Origin of the sequence: Vibrio sp. Y42_MX_L11 (genome assembly GCF_024181785.1) — a bacterium.
Taxonomy (GTDB): Bacteria; Pseudomonadota; Gammaproteobacteria; order Enterobacterales; family Vibrionaceae; genus Vibrio; species Vibrio diabolicus.
In genome coordinates this window covers 107397-128057 of record NZ_JAMZAP010000014.1, presented here as the reverse complement: position 1 = coordinate 128057, position 20661 = coordinate 107397, and the positions used below count along the sequence as shown (strand labels likewise).

Genomic DNA, 20661 nt, shown 5'->3' with positions numbered 1-20661 from the left:
TTATTAAAGGGGAAGGGTAGTCTTCCCCTTTGGTCGTTTTTGGAACACAGAAATATAACTCGTATGAATCTAATGAAATCAAGTATCGCTCTGTTGATATCATCGGTTTTGATTCCCGCTCACGCGGCGAACTTAAACGATGCACAAGCTGTGCAGAGTAAAACAAACCAGTCGTCGGCGGTAAGCCAAAAACGTATTGATGCAAGCGCAGAAAAATCACTTACTCTAGAAGCTGAAATTGAGCAGCTGCAAGAGGAAGTCGGTAACTTGAAGATTTATCGCGATCATCTTGCAAGCCTTGTTGAGAGCCAAAATCAAGAAGTTGATAGCTTGAACGAGCAAATTGAGCAGATTGCTCAAACTCGTCAAGGTGTCGTGCCTTTGATGTATCACATGCTTGAGGGCTTAAAAGCGCTCGTTGCTAACGACAAACCTATACGCAAAGCGCAACGTGAGGAGCGAATTGCAAAGCTGGATTCCATGATGACGCGTGCAGACGTTGCGGATGCAGAGAAGTTTCGTCGTATTTTAGAAGCGTACCAAATTGAAATGGATTACGGCACCAAGCTTGGCGTTTACCAAGGCAAGATTAACCTGGGTGACAATGAAGCTGTGGAGGCGGACATTCTCTATTTAGGGCGTTTGTCTTTGGTAGCGCGTAGCTTATCTGGTGACACATTTTGGAGCTGGTCACAGCAACAACAAGCATGGCAGCAAGTGGGTTCTGAGCAAAAATCAGAGCTAGATAAAGCGTTCGCTATGGCGAATAAACAGATCGCGCCGAGTATGTTAACTCTGCCAGTGTCGTTAACCGCTGCGGAGGGCAAATAAATGATGAAAAAATGGTTATCGGTTGCACTAATCTCGACAGCCGCATTAATGCCTCATACAACTGTTGCTAGTGATGCATTGTTACAAAAGGCGCAGCAAGAAAATCGTCAACAGCAATCGCACAATGTCGCGCGTGAATCAGGTTTTAAGAAAACAGAGCAAGAGCTACAGGCTATAAAGAATAAATTGGCCGCAGAGCGAGCGGCTCTTCAAGCAGAAGCGGACTCATTAAGTGTTACTTTCGGTGAAAATGAAGCGGAACTGGCGCAGCTAGAAGAAAAGCTACGTCTAGAAACCGGGAGCTTGGGTGAGCTATTTGGCGTCGTTCGCCAGAACGCAAAAGAGCTAGAGTCAGAGCTCAAGAGCTCAGTAACGGGTGTTGATGCAAACTCATATCAGAAAGATATCGATGCTATTGTTGCAGCTAAATCACTGCCAACGTTGACCCAACTTCAGGCGATGTGGCGCAGCATGGAAGAACAAATCAAAGCAAGTGGTGAGATGGCAAACGTCTCTTTCACACTGCTAAATGGCGAAGGTCGTGAACAAACGGTTAATGGTGTTCGTCTTGGTTCTATGGCGCTGTTGGATGACACTGGCTACGTTAAGTGGAATGGTCAACGCGGAGATGCGGTAAACTATCTTCGTCAGCCTGAAAGCGGTCCAACAGCGAATACTATTTCCTCTGGTGACATTGATGCGCTTGTCATTGACCCGTCACGCGGCATTCTTCTTGAGCAGCTCGCAAACTCACCGACTTTGGCTGATCGCCTAAATGCAGGCGGCGTTGTCGGTAAAATCATCCTTGGTTTATTAGCTATCGGCCTATTGATTGCTCTCGTACGTGGTGCATCTCTGATGATTTCGCGCCAGAAAATCATGAAGCAACTGAAAACTCCAGCACAGCCAGGAGACAACCCTTTAGGTCGTGTGCTTGCGGTGTATCAGAAAGATAAGCATCGCAGCGTAGAAGCGTTAGAGCTACGTCTTTTGGAAGCCGTTGTTGATGAGCAAACCCACTTAGAAAAAGGGTTGTCGATGCTGAAGCTTCTTGCTGCGCTGGCCCCTATGCTTGGCCTACTTGGAACGGTAACGGGTATGATCGAAACCTTCCAAGTCATCACTCAATTTGGTAATGGTGATCCGAAAGTAATGGCGGGTGGTATTTCGATGGCGCTTGTAACTACTGTACTTGGCCTTGTTTCAGCCATGCCATTGTTATTGGCGCACAACGTATTGAGCTCTCAAGCAGAAAATATTCGCAGTATCTTAGAAAAGCAAGGTATCGGTTTAGTTGCAGAACAAGCTGAGCGTGATATGCCGAGCAACAAAAGTCACTCTAACACCTTAGCGGAGAACGCAGCGTAATGGAGCAGATCCTACTCAACACATTGGGTTTGATCAGTGAGGATTGGGCCACAACCTTGATGAGCTTTATGCAGCAAGGTGGTCAAATCCTATGGTGGTTAGCTGCCGTCGTGGCGGTGTGCTGGCTGTTGGTCATGGAGCGAGTTATTTATCTCACAACGGTTTTCCCGGGGGTAAAGAAACAGCTTTGTGAGCAGTGGCAAGAAAGATCAGAGCACCACTCTTGGTACGCACATCAAATCCGTGAAGGATGGATTGCAAAAGCGCAAATTGAACTGCGCCAAAACCTATCGACCATTAAGTTACTTGTGGCGGTTTGCCCAATGTTAGGGTTGTTAGGGACGGTGACGGGCATGATTACGGTGTTTGACGTAATGGCATCGCAAGGCAGCAGCAATCCAAAATTGATGGCTTCTGGTATCTCACTTGCTACGCTGCCAACCATGGCGGGTATGGTAGCAGCGCTTGCGGGCATGTTTATTCATGCTCGCCTTAGCAAAGTGTGTGAACGAAAAGCTATCCAGTTAGAACAATCTTTAAGGAGTCAAAAGTGAGACTCGGACGCAGACCTAACCAACAAGATGAAGCTCAAGTCGATTTAACCTCGATGCTTGACATTGTCTTTATCATGTTGATTTTCTTTATTGTTACCAGCTCGTTCGTGCGCGAGTCTGGCGTAGAAGTGAACCGCCCTCAGGCTTCTAATGTGGTAAGCCAAAAAGATGCGGGCATTTTTATCGCGGTAACGGCAGCAAATGACGTGTACATCGACAAACGAGTGGTTGATATTGAGCGTGTTGAGGCCTCTATTGAGCACCTGTTACTTGATCAGCCTGATGCTTCGTTAGTTATCCAAGCTGACGAGCATGCTTACAATGGCACTGTCGTGAAAGTGATGGACGCTGCAAAAGCGGCGGGCGTGAAAAACATCGCATTGGCGGCGGAGAAACCTTAATGGGCAGGCTGTTACTTGCACTACCAGCATCACTGTTAATTTCTGTGAGCCTGTTTAGCTTTATGGCGTGGATGGTTGATAAAGGCAACCAGCGTGCGCCAGAAGCTTCGGAAGCGGTTCGTTTTGATATGGTGATGGTAGAGAATGAAGCAGACGTGCAGCGCCGTCAACGTTCAGTGCCGGAGCAACCAGAACCACCCCAAGCGCCGGAGCCAATGGATCTGTCTCAAGCTGACACTCAAATGGAGCCAATGAGCCAGATGACGCCAGTCAGTGCTTTAGGTTTGAACACTGCCCTTGAAGGTATCGCGATCAGTGCGCCAAACTTGAAGGGAACAATGGGCAACCAACAAGCACTGCCGTTGTATCGTGTTGATCCTCGCTATCCAAGTAAGGCGCTGAAACGTAGAGTTGAAGGCTATGTCATTATGCGTTTCACGATCGATGCAACTGGACGACCAAAAGATATTGAAGTGATCGAGGCTGAGCCACAGCGTATGTTCGAAAGAGAAGCGATTCGTGCGCTTAAAAAATGGAAGTATCAGCCAAAAGTTGAGGATGGTGTGTCAATTGAGCAGTATGGACAAACCGCTAAAGTGGAGTTCAAGTTAGCCAAATGATGAAAAAATTCTTAATCGGTACGGTATTAAGCCTGAGTGCACTTTTAACCATTGCCAGTGAGTTAAGCCAATACACTGCCGCGAGAGTTCAACGAGCACACAACTTGGCTCAAGAGGAGAAGCTAAAAGAAGCGATTTCATCTCTTGAAGCTATGGAGCTTTCTCGTGGATATGACCAAGCTTATGTCGCTCGAATGTTGGGTATTTTTTACTGGCAGAATGAACAAACTCAAGCAGCAATTAAGCAACTTGAGTTGGCAGTCAATAGTGGTTTGCTACAAGATGAGCAAGCATGGCAAACCCGAAAAATGTTGGCCGATATACTGCTGAACGAGCAACGCTTTTCTAAGGCGTTACCTCATTACTATGCCTTGAGCAAAAACATTCCTAAAGGTCAAAAAGCGCATGAGCTATGGCTGCGTATTTCCCAATCTCATTATCAACTGAGTCAGTGGCAGAAAGTACTTTCAGCAATGGCTCGTTATGAGAAGTTTGGTCAGCCAGACAAGCTTGGCGCATTGTCGATAAAGCTTTCTGCTGAGCTAGAACTGAAAAAGTGGAAGCCGGCAATCTCGACCATCAAACGCTTGATCGCGATTGAACCTGAGCGAATTGAATGGTGGCGCCAGCTTGTTGCTCTTTACCCGCGTGTTGATGACAACAAACGTGCTCTGGACTCTTTGGCGTTGGCAAAACTGAAAGGGTTACAACTTAGCCAAGATGACTTAAAGCTGCTGGCACAATTGTACGCTAAACGAGGTATTCCTGAAAGAGCTGCGTTGGTGATGAACGAGCTAGAGGATGTAAACTCGAATAGTAAACTGAAAGCTCAGCAAGCGACGTATTGGCAAATGGCAAAAGAGTGGGAAGAGTCTATCGATAGTTGGCGTGTTGCTGCTCAGCTAGACCGACAGTATTACTGGAACTATTCTCAATTATTGGTGCAAGAAGGCCACTATAAAGATGCCCTTGCCGCGCTCGATAAGGTCAGAGGTCGTAAAGCGGATGTTGCACTTATCAAAACTCGTGCTTACTACAAACTTAAGCGGTTTGACGATGCGCTCGCTAATGCCAAAAGAGCGAATGAGATTAAACCGTCGAATCAGGCAAAAAGTTGGGTTAAGTATCTATCACAGCTACGCAAAGTAGAATCGACGCAGAACTCATAGCGAACATTTTTATTAAATACCCGAGCTCAGTCTCGGGTATTTTTTTGTCTAAAGTCATAAAGGCTATTTATTGTATGAGCTTTTCATAAAAGGCTAATGCATCAAATGGTCGGGAGAAAAAAGGGCTTTTCTCTATATATTCTTGATGTACCTTGCTCAGTGTTTCAAACTTTTCTCTCGATGTAGGTTCGATATGAAAAGTTAGGCTTTCAGTCGATTCTACAAGCTTTAATGTTGAGGTTCTTGAAGAGTTATTTTTTGCTATTAATAGATAATATGCTAGCTCTTGCTTCTCTTTTAATACACAAGCCTCAAAAGCTTTCTCGCTTAAAAACGGCAGAACAGGAGTTAATGCTTCTATATGCTTCTTTGAATACTCTAGGGTTTGTTTGTCAGGTGTATTCTGGTCTGCCATAGATTCGCACAGCTTTATCTTAGCACCATAATTATCGATAGATTGGCTTACGTTGTTAAACAAACTGGCTTCAAACTTTTCACTTGCGAAAGTGACACTTGAGAAAAGTGATAAGAGAATTATTCCAACATTCTTGTTCATATTTTTCCTTCTGAACTGCACCATAACGTTTGGCTAGCATCAGAAAATCTTCTCTATCTAACCCTACACTAACTTCTTAGCTTACCTTTTTAATCTAGCTTATCGATAGCTTTTAAGCTTTTCATTAAATATACATAAAGGCGCATTTTGGTGGAGTCTATCCCACTTTTTAGTATTGGAAATATCATTAAATTTTGAGTCATTAAAATCAATAGGGTTATTCTCTAGAGGGTAGGCAATTGGTCACTCATATTGGCGCAAATAGTTACAACATGCGCCAGCCAAGCTGAATTGAAAAAGTAAACAATGTAAATTAAATGCCAATACGAATGATTATCACCTAAATTATGCCCCACATTTATTGGTGATGATTGTTTCTATGTTGCTTAAAAGCAAAGGTGTTCAAACTTGGGCTCGCCGCCTACATATCTATATTTCGATGGCTCTTCTCTTAGTTACGCTGTTTTTTGCAATAACTGGTATTACCCTCAATCGCCCCGAATTATTTGAACGCCGTGAACCTATCATTCAACAACATACTCTTACGGTTCCACACTCAGTTCTATTCTCACATTCAGATACCTTTCAACCTAATCGTGAAGGGCTGGTGGCTTTCTTGACTAAAGAAACCGAGCTTCGCGGCACTCCCTCCGCACTAGATGTTTATACCGAAGTTGAGCAAGGTGAGTTGTTACTCGGAGAGCTGTCTATGGATTTTAAAGGCCCAGGTTATAACGCTACGGTCTTTATTGATATGACCACCGGTGCGGCAGAGGTTGAAACGACGCACTACGGTATTGTTGCGCTGCTGAACGATCTACATAAAGGACGCAACAGTGGTGGGATTTGGAAGTGGTTTATCGACGTCACTGCGCTTTTGATGGTGTTTTTTGTTCTAACAGGTGTGTGCTTATTACTGCCTAAGAAGAAGACGCTTAGAACGTCAATGCAATGGATGAGCTTTGGTACGTTACTGTCGCTCGTGATTTATTTTGTTGCTGTTCCATAACAGCTTTTTTAGAGAACACTTATGTTGAACACAGGAAGATTTTTCCGCCGTAATCACTTTTGTAAAGCCGCTTTGATCGCGGCTTTTGCTCCTTTCTCTCTTTCTGCGGCTCCTCTACCAGATAACGCGAAGATCGATTTCGAATTCGAACTTCCAAAGATAGACACTTCAATGTACGCACGCCCTTATGTGGCGGTGTGGGTTGAAAATGACCAGCGTAAACCGGTTAAAACCATTCAGCTATGGGTAGGAAAAGACGAATGGCTAAAAGACCTGCGCAGCTGGTGGAGAAAAGCGGGTCGTTATGATCGTGAACTTGTTGATGCGGTGACGTCTGCAACGCGCCCTGCTGGACAGTACCGTTTTTTCTGGGACGGAACCAATGATGCAGGAAAGCGTTTGGAGCAAGGAAATTACACGTTGTACGTCGAAGTTGTTCGTGAACATGGTGGGCGAAACTACTTACGTCAAAAAATAACGCTAGCGGACAGTGAAGTGCGCTATGAGCTTAAACCAACTCAAGAGACGGGTGTCATCACCGTCAATTATCAAGTTAAGTGATTAAAGGACACAACAATGAAAACCAAAATGAAAGCAGTGGCATTGGCGAGTGTAATGGCAATGGGATTGGCTGCAACAACCACCGCACAAGCGCATCCACGTTGGGTTCTGCCTTCTCACTTTACGGTTTCAAAAGAAGGAGGTGACTGGCTGACATTTGATGTTACTGCTTCTCACGGGACGTTTGTTTTTGATAAGCCTGCGGGTAGTGACCAAGCGTTCGTGGTGATGCCGGATGGCCGTTCTGAGCGTCCTAACTTTGTTGTTCGTGGTAAACGTCGTTCTATGTTTGATTTCTTTTTTACGGAAGAAGGCACGCACAAAGTCGCGATCAATAATCAGCCGAGCTACTACACCCAATACAAAGCGGGTCGTCGTGATACGGTGAAGTGGGCGCGAGCAAACAAAGCTGAGCGTGGTGATGTGCTTCCCGAGCAAGCTCGTGATGTGGTTACTCAACTAAGCTACACCCGAGCAGAAAGCTACATTACGGTTGGTATGCCAACGGACAAAGCGTTGGAGATTGAAGGCAAAATGCTGGAGATGAAACCGATCACGCATCCATCGGATATCATTGAAGGTGAACCAGTCACTTTCCAGTTTTTCTTCAATGGTGAGCCACAAGAGGGCGTCACAGCGGAGATCACACGTGAAGGCACCATGTACCGAAACCATCAAGAACAAATCGATGTGGTGAGTGATGAAGATGGCAAAGTGAACTTCACGCCAGAGGTCGCAGGGCGCTACTTAATGAAAGCGAACTACAAAGGTGAATTAAAAGATAATCCATTGGCGGATAAAGCGAGTGCCAATGTTCACCTTACGTTTGAAACTCAACTTAACTAATCGAATTAGGCTCAGCAATCGCTGGGCCATTTTGGAATCATCATGAATAACACTTCTCTTCTCAAAGCTGCTTTGCTTTTTTCTGGATTTGCTTCTTTTCACGCTGCTGCACACTTCCCTCTGATGAGTTGTCACTTGGCGCAAGATAAAGTGATTTGTGAAGCGGGCTACTCGGATGGATCGACAGCGGTCGACTACGATGTCGAAATGTACGATTACGACGACAATCTGATCGCCAAAGAAAAAACAGATAAGCGTTCCATCGCAGAATTTACTCACCCTGAAACAGATTTCTATTTGGTATTTGATGCCGGACATGAAAGCCCGGTGGAAGTGGATATCGTTGAGCTGAAAGAGAAATGAGTGTACAGAAAGTTCGCCCTGATGATGGTAACCGAGAAGGAAAGTGGGTCGCACTGACAATCGCAGCGATTCTCAGTTCAGCAGCCATACTTATGCCCTACCATCAGGTTGCGACTGAAAAGCCAGACATACAGGCTCATCAAGTTTTAATCACGGACTTACATCAAAACGAGTTGGGTTTGATCGCTGAACTTAAGCTTGCTCATGAAGAGATTCGTGATTTGCAGCTAGAAACTGGAACTTGGCCTGAGGTCTCTGACATGGAGGCGATTTGGATTGCTCCATTCGTGAAAGACCAAAACTGGAAGCGTAAAGGTTCTCATCAGTGGCAACGAATTGATGACGGTGTCTACATTGGCGTGAAGACCAGTGCCCAAGGCTCTGCTTCCATGCTGTTGGATAGCCGCAGTTCTCAAGCTGATATTTGGTTTAATGATTCTAGCCGATCGTTAAATGCGGAGGTACTAAGCGATCTAGCAAAACGCCGCCAGCATGGCTGGCAACAAATCGTTCTGTCAGATTCCTCTTCTTCCCATTCTCACGCCCATTAAGACAACATAATTGATAACTACTATGATCAAACGCTCTCTTTTACGTCGTATTCTTACAGCCACCGCGTTATTGACGGTGTCTTCTACTGGCTTTGCTGCCGATAAACTCAGTATTGGTATTACGCTTCAACCTTATTACAGCTATGTTAAAGCCGTTGTTGGTGAGAAGGCGGACATCGTTCCTTTGGTTGATGCCGGTTTTAATCCTCACAACTATTTGCCACAACCTAATGATCTTAAGCGCTTAAATGAAATGGACGTAATAGTGATCAATGGTATTGGTCATGACGATTTTGCACTGAAAGTGATCAAGGCTTCTCAGCGTGATGATCTCGTGGTTATCGAAGCGAACAAAGAAGTGCCTCTGTTACCGGCGATGGGGCAGTCAGTTGGTCAAGGTGCAGTGAACCCTCACACCTTTGTTGGTCTATCGACCACTATTCAAAAGGTTTACACCATCGCGAGTGAGCTAAGTAAACTGGACCCAGACAACGCTACTTTTTATCGCCAAAATGCTCGTAAATACGCAAAAACATTTCGCCTGATGAAGCGTGATGCAATGTTGTCTCTTGGTGAGTTGGACACGGCTGGTATGAAGGTGGCGACAACCCACAATGCTTACGGCTATATCCTTCAGGAGTTTGGTGTTGACGTCGCAGCTGTTATTGAGCCTGCTCATGGCGTTGAACCAAGTGCCAGTCAGTTGCAGGAAACGATTGAGAAAATTCGTGAATCGGGCATTGATGTGCTGTTTTATGAGCTCAATATGCCGAACCGTTTTGTTGATACCATCGAAGAGGCGACTGGGGTGCGGCTTTATCGCTTTTCTCATATGACTCACGGTGAGTATGAGGCTGATAAAGTCGAGGTTGAGATGCGAGATAACGTGGAAACGCTCATTGAAGCAATGAAGTTTGTTGCGAGCAAGCGAGCAGGGGAAAAGGCGTAATGACAGGTCCTTCCGTTTCCTTAAATAACGTGGGCCTGAAATACGCCGACAATATTATTTTGCAGAACATCAGCGCTGAATTCGAGAGCGCGAAATGCCACGTTATCATGGGGCCGAATGGTGGTGGGAAAACCTCTTTGCTTCGTTCGATACTTGGGCTAACACCATTTTCGGGAAACATTGCACTCAATTGGCCAGAACCATCAGCAGCATCGGGGAAGATAGGATATGTGCCACAAAAAGCGATGTTTGAAGCAAGCCTCCCGTTAACCGTGATGGATTTTGTACTGCTTAACCAAACTCGTATCCCTCTATTTTGGCGACGTAAAACTAAACAAACTCAACATGCCCTGGCCCAGCTGGATCGCGTGGGTATGGCAACGCGTAGCGACCGTCGTATGGGGCAACTCTCTGGCGGTGAACAACAGCGTGTTTTGTTTGCGCAAGCTTTACTGGATGAGCCCAATTTATTGGTTTTAGACGAACCTACAACTGGGATGGACGAGCAAGGTGTTCGGTACCTTGAAGGTTTGATTCATGAAGTCGTTGGAGAAGGCAAAACGGTACTGGCAGTACACCATGACGTGACCGCAGTGCGCCGTTTAGACGCGCAGGTCCATGTCGTAAATCGTCAAATTGTGGCGTCAGGGCACCACTCAGATTTGTTAAGTCCTGATCGTATAGAAACATTATTCAAGCACTACACAGCAAAAGTGGAGGCTGCATAATGGATTGGTTACGAGAGTTAGCGGTTAGCGGCGTTGAAGCTGGATGGTTAAGCGATAGCTTTTCTTATGCCTTCATGGTGAACGCAATTGTGGCTGCGTTGATATTAGGACCATTACTTGGTGGTCTTGGGACATTAGTCATCGCCAAGCGACTGGCTTTTTTCTCTGAAGCGGTTGGGCACGCTGCGCTTACCGGAATCGCGATTGGTGTGTTGCTCGGTGAGCCGCCAGAGAATCCGATCATCGGCTTGTTTAGCTTTTGTATGATTTTTGCGCTGTTGCTTCACTTTGTTCGTAATCGTACCAATGTACCTTACGATACACTGGTTGGGGTTTTTCTTGCACTAGCGTTAGCGGTTGGTGCTGCGCTGTTAATGTACGTCGCTCGTAAGATCAACATTCACATGTTGGAGAACGTGTTGTTCGGATCGATCTTGACTGTGACGGACAACGATATCCTTATTTTAGCGATCAGTTGTTTGATCATATTACTGCTTCTTATTCCTACGTTTAATCGCATTTTGCTGACTTGTATCAGCCCGGATATTGCACGTGTACGCGGCTTTAATACCAGCTTTTATGATTACTTATTTGTCATGATGATCACCTTGGTCACCATCGCCGCGGTAAAGATTATTGGCGCGGTATTGGTTGGTGCATTGCTACTGATTCCTGGTGCAACGGCTAGGTTATTGACTAAACGCATGGGCAGTTTCGTTCTCCTTTCTTCTTTATTGGCAACCATTGCGTGTTTAGTCGGAACCATACTGCCGATGGAGCTTGAGCTACCAGTGCCATCAGGCGCATCCATCATCATTGTTTCTGCGGCCTTTTTCCTAACTGCAACGGTTTACCGAATTATCCAAAAAGCGTAACCCTTTTTATAAAGTAATGAACATGAAGATAAAAAAATTAGCGATAACTTTTGGTTTGGTTATAGCGACGACACTTCCATCGTTGGCAAGCGCCAAAGACATTTTAACCAGCACTCCCGTCACGTACATGTTGTCTGAGCAACTCATGAAAGGTACAGGGATAGAGACTCAGTATCTGCCTCCAAAGCGTTACGGCGTTGAGCGTCTTGAGAACTGGTTCGCAAATAAAGGTACAGAGCAAGTTAAGCAAGCGGGTCAAGCCGCGACGGTTGCTATTACTCTTGGTGCGATTTGGAAACAAGACCCGACTTATGTTTACGCTCGACAGGGCAACATTCACTTGATTGAAATCGATGCATCGCAGGCCATTTCTCCTAGAGCTCAAGGAGTTGCAGCACTGACATTGGAAAACGGGTCAACATCGAAGTACGCGTGGCTGAACCCTACAAACTTAATCCGAATGGCGGGCATTGTTGGAGAGGATCTACAACGTGTATATCCTGAACACCAAAAGGCGATTCAAACGAATCAACAGGCTTTTATGCTCAATGTGCGTGAACTGATCAACCAACAACAGGCAGAGATCTTCGATAAAGGCATCGATTCAGTGGTACTGATGAGTGAGTCACTAGAGGACTTTGCCTCTGGCAACCAATTGTTTGTGGTTGGGCGCGAATTTAAGCCAGAACTCGAGTGGACAGAAGAAGACAAATTATCTTTAAAAGCTCAGTTTGAACAAGATAAAACGCTATGGTTAGTGACGGATAAACGACCGTCGAAAACCTTGACATCGCTTATTAAACCGAGTCGTATACTGCAAATTGATGTTATTGACCGCTGGGGCAGTAAGGGTATCAAAACTGAGAAGCCACTCGCACGTTGGGAGATGTGACACGTAAAAAGCCACAGATTTTATGATGGGGAATGAAAAGTTCCCTATTTTTTTGTGACTTAGTTCAAAATGTGAGCATTAATACCACTGGTTGCATAAGAAAGTGTTTGTTTCATTTCTATTTCATTACTACTTTGTTATGTGTTCGTTGCGATTGATTCGGATTTAATCTGTCTCTAAGCGAACCGGTACAAACAACTATACGGATGTTAACAATGAAAATGAAAACTCTAGCCGTTGCAGTTGCGGCACTAGCATGTGGTTCACAGGCCTTCGCAGCAGAAGTTTATAACAGCGATGGTACATCTTTATCGATCGGCGGTCACGTTTCAGTTGGCGTGGGTGAGTACTACGAGGAAGATGTGAAAGTTCATCAAGTGTCTCCACGTATTAACGTCGCGGGTAAGAAAGACATTGGCAACGGTATCACTATCGACGCTAAAGGTGAATGGGCGCTTAACTACCTAAATGGTGGTGAACAGTCATTCAAAACTCGTCTAGGTTACATCGGTGCAACTCACGAGCAGTACGGTCGCCTTGTTGCAGGTACTCAATGGTCACCTTACTACGATGTCGCTGGTGTTGCGGATCTACCAATCGCGTTTGCGAACGACTTTTTGTACGACAACCACGGCAACCTAGGCTCAGCTCGTGCTGATAAAATGCTTAGCTACCGTAAAGGTTTTGAATTTGGTGAAGGCTTTGCTTTCAACCTAGGTCTAGGTTGGCAAGGTGAGCAAACTTCAGATGCAACAACATACGAGCAACGTGGTCAAGTTGCACTGAGCGGTTCTGTAGCTGGCTTTGGCCTAGGCTACGTATACAGCGGCGGTGATGTTAAAAACGCGACTCTAGGTACTAAGAACGCTGAATCACACCTATTCTCTGTAAACTACGGTCAGTACGGTTCAGGTCTATACGCAGCAGTAGTATACGGTATGAACGATTACTTCTACGAGATGCGTAAAGAGACTTCTCAAATTGAAGCTCTTTTGGCATACGGCGTGAACGATTGGACATTCAGCGTTAATTACGAAGGCGTAGAAGACGAAGAAGACAACAAGACAGTTTCAAGCGAAACTGCGCTACAAGCAGAGTACGCTGTAACTCCTGCTTTCGTAACGTTTGCTGCTTACCAGTTTGACCTAGGTAACGATTACACTAGCGAAGAGAACGACTACTGGACTCTAGGTGCTCGTTACTACTTCTAATAAATAGGCCAGTTTCTACTGCCTAAACACATTTATTGTGTTAACGCCTACTCGTTGTGAGTAGGCGTTTTTCTTTCTGCTTTCCGTTGGCTATAAGAGACACTGGTAATGATGTGCTTAGGTACCCCAACTCTCTGTTTAGAGAGCGCGTCTATAAAAAATGCCCGCAAGTTGCGGGCATTTTTGTTGTTAGAGATGCAGTTCAATTGAAACGATTATTTTTTATCGAGTAAATCGAGGAAGAACGCATACTCTAGCGCATCTTCTTTTAAGCGTTTAAATCGACCAGATGCGCCGCCGTGTCCGGCTTCCATATCGGTTTTGAACAACAAGACGTTATCGTCTGTCTTCATTTCACGAAGTTTGGCGACCCACTTCATTGGTTCAAAGTACTGTACTTGAGAGTCGTGCAAGCCAGTCGTTACCAACATGTTTGGGTAGTTTTGCGCCTTGATGTTGTCGTAAGGCGAGTAACTCAACATATAGTCATAGTATGTTTTGTTATTTGGGTTACCCCATTCATCATATTCATTGGTGGTCAATGGAATTGATTCATCGAGCATAGTGGTTACCACGTCCACAAACGGAACATGAGCGCCGATACCGCGATACAGTTCTGGTGCCTGGTTGATGACAGCCCCCATTAAGAGACCACCTGCAGAGCCACCAACAGCGAAGACTTTATCTTTCGCGCCGTAGCCTTGTTCAACCAAACCTTTAGTTACATCAATAAAGTCGTTGAATGTGTTTTGCTTGGTGAGTTTTTTACCATCCTCATACCAAGGACGGCCAAGCATTTCAGATCCACGGATATGAGCGATGGCGTAAACAAAGCCGCGGTCTAATAGACTCAAACGTGTCGAGCGGAAAGTTGGCTCAATGGTTGCACCATAAGATCCATAACCATATTGGTAGAGTGGATTCGTACCATCCTTCTTAAATAAGTCTTTACGATACACCAAAGAAACGGGTACTTCTTTACCGTCACGGGCTGTAATCATAATGCGTTCTGATTGGTAATTGTCAGGATTAAAATCACCAAGTACAGGTGTTTGCTTCATGATTTCTGACTCGCCCGTTTTTAGATCGAAATCGTAGTAGGTTCCTGGAGTGGTTAAACTGCTGTAATAAATACGAACTTTCTCGTTATCCAGCTCTAGGTTACCTGTCAAATAGGCAGCAAACGCATCGTCATTAAATGTGAGGGGGAATTCTTTTCCTGTTGAAAGCTGACGTACAGTGACGCTTGCTAGGCCGTTAGAGCGCTGCTCATAGACGAGGTGATCATCGAATAGCTCGAAGTCGACAAGTTGAGTGTTGTCGTCTGCGGCAATCACGTCTTGCCACTTAGAGCGATCGTGCATCTCTTCTTGCTTAACTTTCATCAAACGGAAGTTCACGGCTTGATAGTTGGTATAAATGTAATACCAATCGCCTAGCTTAGAAATGCTGTATTCAATGCCATTTTCACGAGGATAAAAAGGCTTCGCCTTTGCTTTAGGGTTGTTCGCATCGATGATGGAGACGCCGCTGGTTTCTGTACTGGAATGCCAGATATAAATATCTTCGCCATCTTTGCTTTTGCTTAGTGAGGTGTAATAGGCGCTGTCGGTTTCTTCAAAAATCAACTCATCACTGCTTTGTGGCGTGCCTAAAACATGACGATACACTTGGTAGCCCAGCAAGGTCTGTGGATCTTTTTTGATGTAGTAAAAGGCGTTGTTATCGTTCTGCCATGCAATCGCGCTTGAGGCGCCTTCGATTTCATCTTGTAGGTAATTGCCTGTTTTCAGGTCTTTGATCTTAAGAGTGTAAACGCGGCGGCTTAATGTATCTTCGCCATACGCTAGTAAGTTTTCATTCGGACTAACGTACAAGCCGCCAATACTGAAGAACTCATGTTCTTTTGCAAGTTCATTGACATCTAAAATGACTTGCTTGTCTTTGCCTGCAAAGTCTTTAGCTCGAAGGTGAACTTCGTATTCGTTATCTCCGGTCACTTCACTTGAGTAGAAGTAGTTGCCTTTACGCACAGGAACGGAGTTGTCGTCTTTTGCTATGCGACCTTTAATTTCTTCAAATAGTTCATTTTGAAGAGCTTCAGTGTGCTTGAGAACGGTTTCCGCATACTGATTTTCTTGCTCTAGGTGCTGCAAAATTTCCGGATCTTTACGTTCGTCGTCACGCATCCAGTAGTAGTTATCAACGCGAGTATCACCATGAATAGTCATCGCGTGAGGGACTTTTTTCGCAACCGGAGCTTGAGTTTGTTGAGCAACGATCTGTGATTGGGAGTATTGAGTCATGCTGGGAGTTCCTTGATTGCTGCATCCGGCGACAAGCGCGACCGAGACGGCCAACGTAGTTAAAGTGAAACGCATCTGTTTTTGTCCTTATTATACACCCAAGTGGCCTCATCCTGAGGGCTGGGCTTTCATTTCGTTAGTGGTTTTCAGTTGTCCATTCTTTGTTATGGGGTGTGCCGAAAAAGTGAGAATTCTCAATATTTCCGAGTTGGCTACTCAATTTGAAGGGAGCTGAAAACACATTGTGTAAGCAGCTGTTATTTTTAACAAATATCAATTCGAAAGTTAAATCATTCTCATCGGTAAATCGATATAGTGTGATATGAAAAAAGGGACACACTAGTTTAGTGTGCCCCTTTTGGATTTTGAACGTTAGTCGATAATGATCAGATGACTTGCGGCACTTCGTTTGAGTGGTTGTGCGCTCGATTTACCCACATGAGCCCAAGCACTGCAATTACCGACATTGCCATCATCAAAACACCTAGTGGCATCTGGTTATGCGCTGGAAATAGTGATGCAAGCAAGGTCGCAATACCTGCTCCCAAGTTTTGCATGCCACCCAATGTCGCGCCAGCTGTTCCTGCATGATATGGGAATGGCGCAATTGCTCCGGTTGTTGCTGCTGGGAATAGGATACCCGCACCCAAAAAGTACACGGTTGCGCCACCAACCAGCGTTAACGCCGTGGTTAAACCAAACAAGCCAGGGATGAGCACAATAGCAGAGCCAACAAAAATCGATACCAAGCCCACATTTAAAGCACGACGCTCAGAGCGACGCTGCGCGATGTAGCTAGATAAGCCGGCACCCACCAAGTAACCCGGGATCGGTAAGATAAACAGTAAACTTACCGTTGTTGCTGGTAATGCCAATACACCACCTAGCAATACCCCAGCTGCTGCCTCGAACACACCTACGCCAGCAAACGTCGCAACTAGGCAGATCAAAAAGCCTTGGAAGCGGCGGTCAGACAAAACGTGTTTGTAGCTTTTGGCTACTGGTTCGAACTTGCGTTTCTCTTTTGGTAGCGTCTCCATCATGCTGGTCATCATGGTAATCACCACTGCAATGCCAAACAGCGCTAAGAATAGGTAGCTAGAGCGCCAGCCAAACGCTTCGGTTAAGTAGCCGCCAAGCACGGGAGCCAACAATGGTGAGAAAATCACACACATGCTGATTAAGCTATTTGCTCTGTGTAGCTCAGAACCTTCAAAGCAGTCGCGAGTCAGAGTACGTGACATCGCACCACCGCAGCCAATACCTAAACCTTGGATGAAACTACCAATCAAGAACCATTCAAATTGGTGTGAAAAGAGCGCCACCAATGTACCTACGATGTAGATAAGTAGGCCTGCTATGATGATTGGCTTGCGACCTAAGCGGTCCGATAGCGTACCGTACACGAATTGCGATAAGCCATATGGAATTAGGTAACAAGCCATCACAGCTTGAAGTGATGACGCAGACACCAAAAAACTCACCCGCCATATGACCGATTGAAGGCACGTACATTGTTTGGGTCATTTGACCCACGGCAGTCAATATTGCGATTAAAAAGGTAAGTTTCGCTAATGGAAACGAAGCAGACATTTGCGTATCTCTCCAAAAAATTTAAGACGTAAAAACCCTTAGCGCTCTAATGCAGAGTGCCAACAGACTTTTGGTGTTACGGGGCTATTTGCGCGAGATATTAGTCTTTTCGTGTACAATTAGCAATCGAAAAGTGTGAAGTTGAGCAAGATAAAAATCTATAATATGGATTAGAAAAACTAATCTTAATTTGCGTTCGGAAACAGGCTGCTTTTCTTTGTTGAATTACGTTAAATCTCTTATTTGTTGTGAATGTAAACCCACTTATAAGTTATTGGTTTTTATGGTTAAAACCGAGGGGAGAAGAATTGTTTTGGTTAGCCAGAGCAAGACATGGTTCGAACGAAGAAAAGACTAGAGAAGGCACCATGAATAAAAAGGGAGCCGAAGCTCCCTTAGAAATGATTATGTTTATTCGCGGCCAGATGCGTATGCGTAAAGCATTTCTAGCGCGATGGTTGCTCCCGCTAATGCGGTAACATCACTGTGGTCGTACGGAGGCGATACTTCTACAACATCCATACCCACAATATTCATACCGGTTAAGCCACGAATGATCTTCAATGCTTTGTCTGAGTTCAAGCCACCACAAACGGGTGTACCTGTTCCTGGTGCGAAGGCTGGATCCAAGCAGTCGATGTCAAAAGTAACATACACTGGCTTGTCTGCGACGGTGCGACGAATCTCTTCTAAGATCTCGTTCACCGACATGTCATTCGCTTGCATCGCATTAATCACATTGAAGCCGTGATCTTGCTGTTTGTATTCAGTACGAATACCGATTTGTACTGAGTTCTTCGCAGAGATCAAACCTTCTTTCGGCGCATGGTAGAACATTGTACCGTGGTCGTATGAACTGCCATTTGCGTAGGTATCCGTATGAGCGTCAAAGTGAATCAGAGCCATTTGACCATGATGCTTCGCGTAGGCACGCAGGATAGGCAGTGTGATGAAGTGGTCACCGCCCAATCCCAACATGGTTTTACCGCTTTTTAGAATTTCACTGGTTGCCGCCTCTAGACGGTAAGTGAAATCTTCCGCATCACCACAGTCAAACACGAGATCGCCCGCGTCGATCACTTTCAGCTTATCCAATACGTTGAAGTCCCAAGGGAACTTCTTACCTTCCCATGCCAAGTTGACTGAGGCACGGCGAATCGCATCTGGACCCATGCGCGCGCCTGGACGACCAGATGTAGCCATGTCCAGAGGAACCCCTAGCACCACAACGTCTGCGTCTGCCGATACCGGATTACGAATGTACGGTAGACGTAAAAACGACATAGAGTTGGAGTAAAGCGAATAATCGGTTTTAGTAAACAAATCATTCATATCAGAAGTCCTCTAAATAGGTGTATCCCGCTAGACCTTGTTCTAGTTCTGCTAGGATTTGTGCTTGTTCATTGGCTTCAACTCGTTGGGAAACCAATTGTTTGTAATTGTCACGAATCGCATCCACGTCGATATGAACGTAGCGCATCATGTCTTCTACACTATCACCTTCATTGATGTAACTGATCTCAAATTGACCGTGTTCATCAACATTGACTACTGCACTGTGGGTGTCACCAAATAGGTTGTGCATGTCACCAAGGATTTCTTGGTATGCGCCTACTAGGAAAAAGCCCATTAGGTATGGTTTGTCTTTGCTCCAAGCTGGTACAGGTAGCGTGCTCTCGATGCCTTGACCATCAACGTAGTGATCGATCGCGCCATCAGAGTCACAGGTGATGTCCAACATTACCGCACGACGCTCTTCCGCATCGCCAAGGCCAGAAAGTGGTAGAACAGGGAACACCTGATCAATACCCCAAGCATCTGGTAGAGATTGGAAGAGAGAGAAGTTCACGAAGAACTTATCTGCAAGACGTTCGCTCAACTCGTCCAGAATCGGACGGTGGAAGCGATTCTTAGTGCTCATCTTGCGGCTTAGTTCGAAGTAAATGCGCAGTGACAGTTGTTCTGCCCACGCACGTTGCTCCAAGTTAAGCACGCCAGTTGCGAATTGAGAGTGTACCTCTGCCAAATCACTTTGGGTATCGTTGTAGATCTCAATTAACGCACGAGCGTCTGTACCATCTTGTAAGTTTTCCCAGTTTCGCCACATGTTTTGTAGCAAAAGTGGAGCATCTGCGCCAAGTTCATGCACTTCTTCCGGTTGGTATGTTTCTGTACCAATTACGTTAGAAATCAACACAGCGTGGTGCGCTGTCAGTGAACGACCGGATTCAGATATGATCACTGGCATCGGTTGTTCGTATTGCTGACACACGTCGCCCACTGTGTTGACGATATTACGTGCGTACTCTGCAAGGCCGTAGTTCATCGAGTTCGATGATTGGCTGCGTGTGCCGTCGTAGTCGACTGCCAAACCGCCGCCCACATCGAAGTATTCGATGTTTGCACCCAGTGCGCGCAGTTCGCAGTAGAAACGTGCAGACTCATTCACACCATTACGTACGTCACGGATGTTTGCCATCTGTGAGCCAAGGTGGAAGTGAACCAGTTGCATCGCATCTAGGCTGCCTTCGCGTTTCAGACGTTCAATAACGCTAAGCACTTGCGATGCAGACAAACCAAATTTCGATTTTTCACCGCCACTTGCTTGCCATTTCCCCGCACCTTGAGAGGCGAGGCGAATGCGCAAACCAAGGCGCGGTTTTACGCCCAAGCTTTTCGCTTCTTCTAGCACCAGATCCAGCTCAGAAAGCTTCTCTAGTACGATGAATACTTTGTGGCCTAGCTTTTCACCGATCAGTGCAAGACGCACATACTCACGGTCTTTGTAGCCGTTACACACGATCACGGAGCTGCCTTGTTGAGCCAATGCAAGTACTGCCAACAATTCTGGCTTGCTACCCGCTTCAAGACCAAGCTGTTTGGTTTCTAGTTGAGCTTGGCTCGCTAGAATTTCATCCACCACTTCACGTTGTTGGTTTACTTTAATTGGGTACACCAACAGGTATTTGTTTGGATATTGGTATTCTTCAATTGCTTGGTTGAAAGCGTGGCAAATTCCATGCACACGTTGGTGCACGATTTGCGGGAAGCGCACTAATACAGGCAGATTTAACTGCTTCGCTTCTAGCTCATTTACAATGGCACTGAAAGGGATTTGATGTGCACGATCACTACGAGGTGATACGTAAACCTCGCCTTGGTCATCAATACCGTAGAAACCTTGGCTCCAGTAGTGAACGTTGTAGTCCGCGCGGATGCGGTCTAATTTAGTTGCTTTTTCCAACTCGATTCTCACAAAAATGTACTTAAGTCCTTAA

At 45.5% G+C, this 20661-nt stretch carries 20 protein-coding genes and 1 pseudogene; 16 read left to right on the top strand and 5 right to left on the bottom strand.

Translation table 11 applies throughout. The features are described 5' to 3' along the window. The first annotated feature begins 63 nt into the window (after positions 1 to 63). From NL643_RS15225 to NL643_RS15200, 6 genes are read left to right on the top strand one after another with little or no spacing between them, the layout of a single operon-like run. Positions 64 to 831, top strand: coding sequence for a DUF3450 domain-containing protein (locus NL643_RS15225; protein ID WP_213987657.1), 768 nt, complete (start codon positions 64 to 66; stop codon positions 829 to 831). Next, complete coding sequence (locus NL643_RS15220) at positions 832 to 2199, top strand: MotA/TolQ/ExbB proton channel family protein (protein WP_054866882.1); 1368 nt, start codon at positions 832 to 834, stop codon at positions 2197 to 2199. Then, positions 2199 to 2753, top strand: a complete 555-nt coding sequence (locus NL643_RS15215) for a MotA/TolQ/ExbB proton channel family protein (RefSeq protein ID WP_005393540.1) — start codon at positions 2199 to 2201, stop codon at positions 2751 to 2753. Before NL643_RS15220 ends, NL643_RS15215 begins: the two co-directional genes overlap by 1 nt. Next, a complete protein-coding gene (locus tag NL643_RS15210; protein ID WP_005374257.1) occupies positions 2750 to 3154 on the top strand; it encodes a biopolymer transporter ExbD in 405 nt (134 codons plus the stop codon). The genes NL643_RS15215 and NL643_RS15210 overlap by 4 nt, the downstream gene beginning before the upstream one ends. Further along, positions 3154 to 3774, top strand: coding sequence for an energy transducer TonB (locus tag NL643_RS15205; RefSeq protein WP_006741220.1), 621 nt, complete (start codon positions 3154 to 3156; stop codon positions 3772 to 3774). The genes NL643_RS15210 and NL643_RS15205 overlap by 1 nt, the downstream gene beginning before the upstream one ends. After that, complete coding sequence (locus NL643_RS15200) at positions 3771 to 4943, top strand: hypothetical protein (protein WP_253644739.1); 1173 nt, start codon at positions 3771 to 3773, stop codon at positions 4941 to 4943. Before NL643_RS15205 ends, NL643_RS15200 begins: the two co-directional genes overlap by 4 nt. 67 nt (positions 4944 to 5010) lie before the next feature. Here NL643_RS15200 and NL643_RS15195 read toward each other — a convergent pair whose 3' ends face one another. Then, positions 5011 to 5499: a hypothetical protein gene (locus tag NL643_RS15195; RefSeq protein WP_048624656.1), complete on the bottom strand. Its 489-nt coding sequence runs from the start codon at positions 5497 to 5499 to the stop codon at positions 5011 to 5013. Between the two features lie 379 nt (positions 5500 to 5878). Between NL643_RS15195 and NL643_RS15190 the strand changes: the two genes are divergently transcribed. From NL643_RS15190 to NL643_RS15145, 10 genes are all read left to right on the top strand, one after another. Next, a complete protein-coding gene (locus NL643_RS15190; RefSeq protein ID WP_085344263.1) occupies positions 5879 to 6508 on the top strand; it encodes a PepSY-associated TM helix domain-containing protein in 630 nt (209 codons plus the stop codon). A gap of 21 nt (positions 6509 to 6529) precedes the next feature. Beyond that, entirely contained in the window at positions 6530 to 7069 is a 540-nt protein-coding gene (locus NL643_RS15185) for a DUF2271 domain-containing protein (RefSeq protein WP_253644738.1), read from the top strand. A gap of 15 nt (positions 7070 to 7084) precedes the next feature. Further along, positions 7085 to 7915, top strand: a complete 831-nt coding sequence (locus NL643_RS15180; protein ID WP_253644737.1) for a DUF4198 domain-containing protein — start codon at positions 7085 to 7087, stop codon at positions 7913 to 7915. Positions 7916 to 7957: 42 nt separating this feature from the next. Then, entirely contained in the window at positions 7958 to 8278 is a 321-nt protein-coding gene (locus tag NL643_RS15175) for a hypothetical protein (RefSeq protein WP_046873904.1), read from the top strand. Next, the gene (locus NL643_RS15170; RefSeq protein ID WP_237309331.1) at positions 8275 to 8829 is read left to right on the top strand and encodes a DUF6162 family protein; all 555 of its coding nucleotides are present in this window, start codon (positions 8275 to 8277) and stop codon (positions 8827 to 8829) included. The genes NL643_RS15175 and NL643_RS15170 overlap by 4 nt, the downstream gene beginning before the upstream one ends. 22 nt (positions 8830 to 8851) lie before the next feature. Continuing rightward, positions 8852 to 9778 carry a zinc ABC transporter substrate-binding protein gene (locus NL643_RS15165; RefSeq protein ID WP_253644736.1) on the top strand — a complete coding sequence of 309 codons (927 nt, stop codon included), beginning with the start codon at positions 8852 to 8854 and terminating at the stop codon, positions 9776 to 9778. Continuing rightward, the gene (locus tag NL643_RS15160) at positions 9778 to 10506 is read left to right on the top strand and encodes a metal ABC transporter ATP-binding protein (protein WP_253644735.1); all 729 of its coding nucleotides are present in this window, start codon (positions 9778 to 9780) and stop codon (positions 10504 to 10506) included. Before NL643_RS15165 ends, NL643_RS15160 begins: the two co-directional genes overlap by 1 nt. After that, positions 10506 to 11381: a metal ABC transporter permease gene (locus tag NL643_RS15155; protein WP_005393560.1), complete on the top strand. Its 876-nt coding sequence runs from the start codon at positions 10506 to 10508 to the stop codon at positions 11379 to 11381. The genes NL643_RS15160 and NL643_RS15155 overlap by 1 nt, the downstream gene beginning before the upstream one ends. Before the next feature lie 22 nt (positions 11382 to 11403). Beyond that, positions 11404 to 12273 carry a zinc ABC transporter substrate-binding protein gene (locus NL643_RS15150; RefSeq protein WP_114323503.1) on the top strand — a complete coding sequence of 290 codons (870 nt, stop codon included), beginning with the start codon at positions 11404 to 11406 and terminating at the stop codon, positions 12271 to 12273. A gap of 215 nt (positions 12274 to 12488) precedes the next feature. Beyond that, positions 12489 to 13484 (top strand): porin, encoded by a 996-nt coding sequence (locus tag NL643_RS15145; RefSeq protein WP_006741232.1) that lies wholly within the window; start codon positions 12489 to 12491, stop codon positions 13482 to 13484. A 215-nt stretch (positions 13485 to 13699) separates the two neighbouring features. On the opposite strand, the gene NL643_RS15140 is transcribed toward NL643_RS15145, so the two are convergent. The 4 genes and pseudogenes from NL643_RS15140 to speA form a co-directional block, all read right to left on the bottom strand. Then, positions 13700 to 15865, bottom strand: coding sequence for a S9 family peptidase (locus NL643_RS15140; RefSeq protein ID WP_145534206.1), 2166 nt, complete (start codon positions 15863 to 15865; stop codon positions 13700 to 13702). Between the two features lie 311 nt (positions 15866 to 16176). Next, a pseudogene (emrD, locus tag NL643_RS15135) lies at positions 16177 to 17383 on the bottom strand (multidrug efflux MFS transporter EmrD). A gap of 411 nt (positions 17384 to 17794) precedes the next feature. After that, complete coding sequence (gene speB, locus NL643_RS15130) at positions 17795 to 18715, bottom strand: agmatinase (RefSeq protein ID WP_253644734.1); 921 nt, start codon at positions 18713 to 18715, stop codon at positions 17795 to 17797. A 1-nt stretch (position 18716) separates the two neighbouring features. After that, the gene (speA, locus tag NL643_RS15125; RefSeq protein ID WP_161444533.1) at positions 18717 to 20627 is read right to left on the bottom strand and encodes an arginine decarboxylase; all 1911 of its coding nucleotides are present in this window, start codon (positions 20625 to 20627) and stop codon (positions 18717 to 18719) included. Positions 20628 to 20661: the final 34 nt, after the last annotated feature.

Bases quoted from the DNA above. Each gene is read 5' to 3' on its own strand.
- NL643_RS15225 (WP_213987657.1), top strand. From the start codon at position 64: ATGAATCTAATGAAATCAAGTATCGCTCTGTTGATATCATCGGTTTTG.
- NL643_RS15220 (WP_054866882.1), top strand. From the start codon at position 832: ATGATGAAAAAATGGTTATCGGTTGCACTAATCTCGACAGCCGCATTA.
- NL643_RS15215 (WP_005393540.1), top strand. From the start codon at position 2,199: ATGGAGCAGATCCTACTCAACACATTGGGTTTGATCAGTGAGGATTGG.
- NL643_RS15205 (WP_006741220.1), top strand. From the start codon at position 3,154: ATGGGCAGGCTGTTACTTGCACTACCAGCATCACTGTTAATTTCTGTG.
- NL643_RS15200 (WP_253644739.1), top strand. From the start codon at position 3,771: ATGATGAAAAAATTCTTAATCGGTACGGTATTAAGCCTGAGTGCACTT.
- NL643_RS15195 (WP_048624656.1), bottom strand. From the start codon at position 5,499: ATGAACAAGAATGTTGGAATAATTCTCTTATCACTTTTCTCAAGTGTC.
- NL643_RS15190 (WP_085344263.1), top strand. From the start codon at position 5,879: ATGTTGCTTAAAAGCAAAGGTGTTCAAACTTGGGCTCGCCGCCTACAT.
- NL643_RS15185 (WP_253644738.1), top strand. From the start codon at position 6,530: ATGTTGAACACAGGAAGATTTTTCCGCCGTAATCACTTTTGTAAAGCC.
- NL643_RS15180 (WP_253644737.1), top strand. From the start codon at position 7,085: ATGAAAACCAAAATGAAAGCAGTGGCATTGGCGAGTGTAATGGCAATG.
- NL643_RS15175 (WP_046873904.1), top strand. From the start codon at position 7,958: ATGAATAACACTTCTCTTCTCAAAGCTGCTTTGCTTTTTTCTGGATTT.
- NL643_RS15170 (WP_237309331.1), top strand. From the start codon at position 8,275: ATGAGTGTACAGAAAGTTCGCCCTGATGATGGTAACCGAGAAGGAAAG.
- NL643_RS15165 (WP_253644736.1), top strand. From the start codon at position 8,852: ATGATCAAACGCTCTCTTTTACGTCGTATTCTTACAGCCACCGCGTTA.
- NL643_RS15160 (WP_253644735.1), top strand. From the start codon at position 9,778: ATGACAGGTCCTTCCGTTTCCTTAAATAACGTGGGCCTGAAATACGCC.
- NL643_RS15155 (WP_005393560.1), top strand. From the start codon at position 10,506: ATGGATTGGTTACGAGAGTTAGCGGTTAGCGGCGTTGAAGCTGGATGG.
- NL643_RS15150 (WP_114323503.1), top strand. From the start codon at position 11,404: ATGAAGATAAAAAAATTAGCGATAACTTTTGGTTTGGTTATAGCGACG.
- NL643_RS15145 (WP_006741232.1), top strand. From the start codon at position 12,489: ATGAAAATGAAAACTCTAGCCGTTGCAGTTGCGGCACTAGCATGTGGT.
- NL643_RS15140 (WP_145534206.1), bottom strand. From the start codon at position 15,865: ATGCGTTTCACTTTAACTACGTTGGCCGTCTCGGTCGCGCTTGTCGCC.
- speB (WP_253644734.1), bottom strand. From the start codon at position 18,715: ATGAATGATTTGTTTACTAAAACCGATTATTCGCTTTACTCCAACTCT.